This is a genomic window from Lapillicoccus sp., assembly GCF_046595215.1.
In the GTDB taxonomy this organism is placed as follows: domain Bacteria; phylum Actinomycetota; class Actinomycetes; order Actinomycetales; family Dermatophilaceae; genus Lapillicoccus.
Genome location: NZ_JBKJPP010000161.1, coordinates 1 through 3,038 on the forward strand (window position 1 = coordinate 1; position 3,038 = coordinate 3,038).

At 69.3% G+C, this 3,038-nt stretch carries 3 protein-coding genes; 2 read left to right on the forward strand and 1 reads right to left on the reverse strand.

Going from position 1 to position 3,038, the window contains the following annotated elements; all coding sequences use genetic code 11:
- Positions 1-264: 264 nt before the first annotated feature.
- Positions 265-933: an IS1595 family transposase gene (locus ACLL9L_RS14285; RefSeq protein WP_411285330.1), complete on the reverse strand. Its 669-nt coding sequence runs from the start codon at positions 931-933 to the stop codon at positions 265-267.
- 17 nt (positions 934-950) lie between these two features.
- On the opposite strand from ACLL9L_RS14285, the gene istA reads away from it, so the two are divergent.
- Both istA and ACLL9L_RS14295 read left to right on the forward strand, forming a co-directional pair.
- A complete protein-coding gene (gene istA, locus ACLL9L_RS14290; protein ID WP_411285328.1) occupies positions 951-2,507 on the forward strand; it encodes an IS21 family transposase in 1,557 nt (518 codons plus the stop codon).
- On the forward strand, positions 2,504-3,038 hold a 535-nt coding region (locus ACLL9L_RS14295; protein WP_411285329.1), incomplete at its 3' end, for an ATP-binding protein. The genes istA and ACLL9L_RS14295, both read left to right, overlap by 4 nt.

Here is a 3,038-nt window from a genome sequence, read left to right on the forward strand (position 1 = left end):
CATGACCCGACGCTCCTACGGCTTCCACAGCCCCGAAGCCGCCCTCGCCCTGATCATGCTCGCCTGCGGACCCATCAACCTGCAACTGCCATACCAGACCTGAGCCCACCCACATTCGTGTCAGGAGAGCCAAATATCGCTACCTAGACTTGTGACAGAAATGCAGCGCCGGGGCGGGCCAAGCGCCTCAACGACGGGTGGAGCGACCGGTGCTGACCATTTGGACAAGTGGGTTATCCATTTCACTGCCACCTGCCGCATCGCTCATTCGAGGCTCTGTGCCGCGCGCCATGGCCGATCTTCAGGTGGCTGGGCGAGGCTTCGGGGTCGTGAACGCGGGCCTTTCACGCCCGGCGGTTTGATCGCCTTGGGCTGCGGATTGGCCACCAGTTGCCGGTAGGTCAGCGGCGACGCTCCGGCGGCATACTGCAGCAGGCGGAAGAACAGCAGCCCCCGGGCGCGGGAGTGGCGCCGGTTGAAGCGGAAGCAAAACTCTTCCAGATACGACTGCATGTGCTTGGCGTCCACCCGGCCCTGGTGAGTGCCAAGCAGCCACCGCTTGCACAACGCGGCGACACGGTGCACCGCGGGCAGCAACTCGTTGGCCTGCCTTCCGGAGCCGGCGACCGGGCGCGACTCGTGGACGAACCAGTCCCGGCACGCCGCGGGGTAGGCCGACCAGCCGTCGGTGACCACGGTGGAGCCGGGTTCGACGGTCCCGATGAGGAACTCGCGCAGCGTCTTCACGCTGGCGTCGGCGATGGTGCTCATCCTGGCCCGCCCGTAGCCGCGTGGTTCCCGCAACTCCACCGCGATCACGACCAGTGGTTGTGCCAGTCTGAAGTGGCCCCGTTTGGGGCCGTAGTGATGGCTTGATTTGGCCCCACCCTCGACCTTCCATCCTCTACGTTCCGTCTCGTCTGCTAGGGCGATTACGGAAGGTGTGGAGGGTGAAGGAGAGAACGAGGGTGGAGCAGTTCGAACGTATCCGACGTGAGCGCCGGGATGAGGGTCGCTCGATCCGGGAGTTGGCGAAGCGGCACCAGGTGCATCGGCGCACGGTGCGTGCGGCGTTGGCTGATGCGGTCCCGCCGGTACGGAAGGTCCCTGAGCGCGCCGCTCCGGTGCTCGGGGTGTACGAGGGCACGGTGCGCCAGTGGTTGACCGAGGATCTGAAGGCGCCGCGTAAGCAGCGGCACACCGCTCGCCGGGTCTGGCAGCGGCTGATCGAGGAGGAGGGCGCGGTGGTGGCCGAGTCGAGTGTGCGGGCCCTGGTGGCGCAGTTGAAGGTCGAGGTGGGTCTGGCCCGGCGGCAGGTGAGCGTGCCTCAGACCCACGCCCCGGCGCGGGAGGCCGAGGTCGACTTCGGCGAGTTCACCGCGGTGATCGCCGGGACGATGATGAAGGTGTGGATGTTCGTGCTGCGGCTGTCGCACTCGGGCAAGGCGGTCCACATCGCGTACGCGAACCAGGCGCAGGAGTCTTTCCTGGATGGGCACGTGCAGGCCTTCGACCGCTTGGGCGGGGTCCCGACCGGGATGATCCGCTACGACAACCTCAAACCCGCGGTGATCCGGTGCGCGTTGGGCCGGGAGCGGTTCGAGCATCCACGGTTCATCGCCTTGAGGTCGCACTACGGGTTCGACTCGTTCTACTGCATGCCCGGGATCGAGGGCGCCCACGAGAAGGGCGGCGTCGAGGGCGAGATCGGGCGGTTCCGGCGCCGGCACCTGACCCCGGTCCCGCACGTGGGCTCGCTCGCGGCGTTGAATGCGGCGTTGGCCGCGGCTGATGCCCGTGACGACGCCCGCCGGATCGGGGCCCGGGCCGAGACCGTCGGCGCCGCCGCGGCGAGGGAGGCGCCGTTGCTGAACCCGTTGCCCGGCAACGATTTCGATGTCGCACTGTCGCTGTCGTGCCGGGTTGATGCGAAGGCCAGGGTCTGTGTCCGCCAGTCCTACTACTCGGTCCCGGCCCGGTACGCCGGGCGGCGGCTGAGCGTCCGGCTCGGCGCGGAGCTCGTGCTCGTGCTCGACGCCGGCGCGGTGGTGGCCGAGCATGTCCGTTCGCTGCACAAGGGCAGCGAGGACCTGGTCCTGGACCACTACCTCGAGGTGTTGACCCGTAAGCCGGGCGCGTTGTCAGGGGCCACCGCCTTGGTCGCGGCCCGCCGCTGCGGAGGTTTCACCCCCGAGCATCAACGGTTTTGGGACGCCGCCCGCAAGGCCCTCGGCGACAGTGGCGGCACCCGGGCCCTGGTCGGGGTGCTGCTGCTGCACCGGAGCCTGCCGGTCGCGGCGGTGACCGCGGGGATGGCCGCCTCGAGGGCGATGGGCCGGTTCGAGGCCGACATTGTCGCCGTCGCGGCCCGCACCGCGATCAGCGCCTCGACCGCGCCCCCGTCACCGGTTCCGTTACCCCCCAACGCATTCGGACCGGAAACAGCCCGCCGCCCCAGCCCGAGCCTGGCCGAGTACGACCAGCTGCTGGGCGAGGTGTCGGCATGACAGCGCCGAGCGTGCCGCTCCCGACCCGGGCGGTGACCGCGTTATCGGAACCCGCCGCCGAGGCGGCGATCCAGGCCGCCTGCCGGATCCTGTCGCTGCCCACCGTGCGGGAGGAGACCGCCTCGATCGCCGAAGCCGCCGCCCGAGAACGTCTGACCCACAGGGCCTTCCTCGCTGAGGTCCTCACCGCCGAGTGCGACGACCGCGACGCCCGCCGCCGGATCCGGCGGGTCAACGAGGCCAAGTTCCCTCGCACCAAACGCCTCGAAACCTTCGACACCACCGCGCTGCCCGACCTGCCCCCAGCAACCCTGGCCCACCTCGCCAGCGGGACGTGGATCGACAAAGGACAGCCACTGGTCCTGCTCGGCGACTCCGGCACCGGAAAAACCCACCTCCTCATCGCCTTGGGCACCGCCGCCGCCGAACAAGGACGACGAGTGCGGTACGTCACCACCGCCGCCCTGGTCAACGAGCTCGTCGAGGCCGCCGACGACAAACACCTCTCCCGCGTCATCGGACGCTACGCCC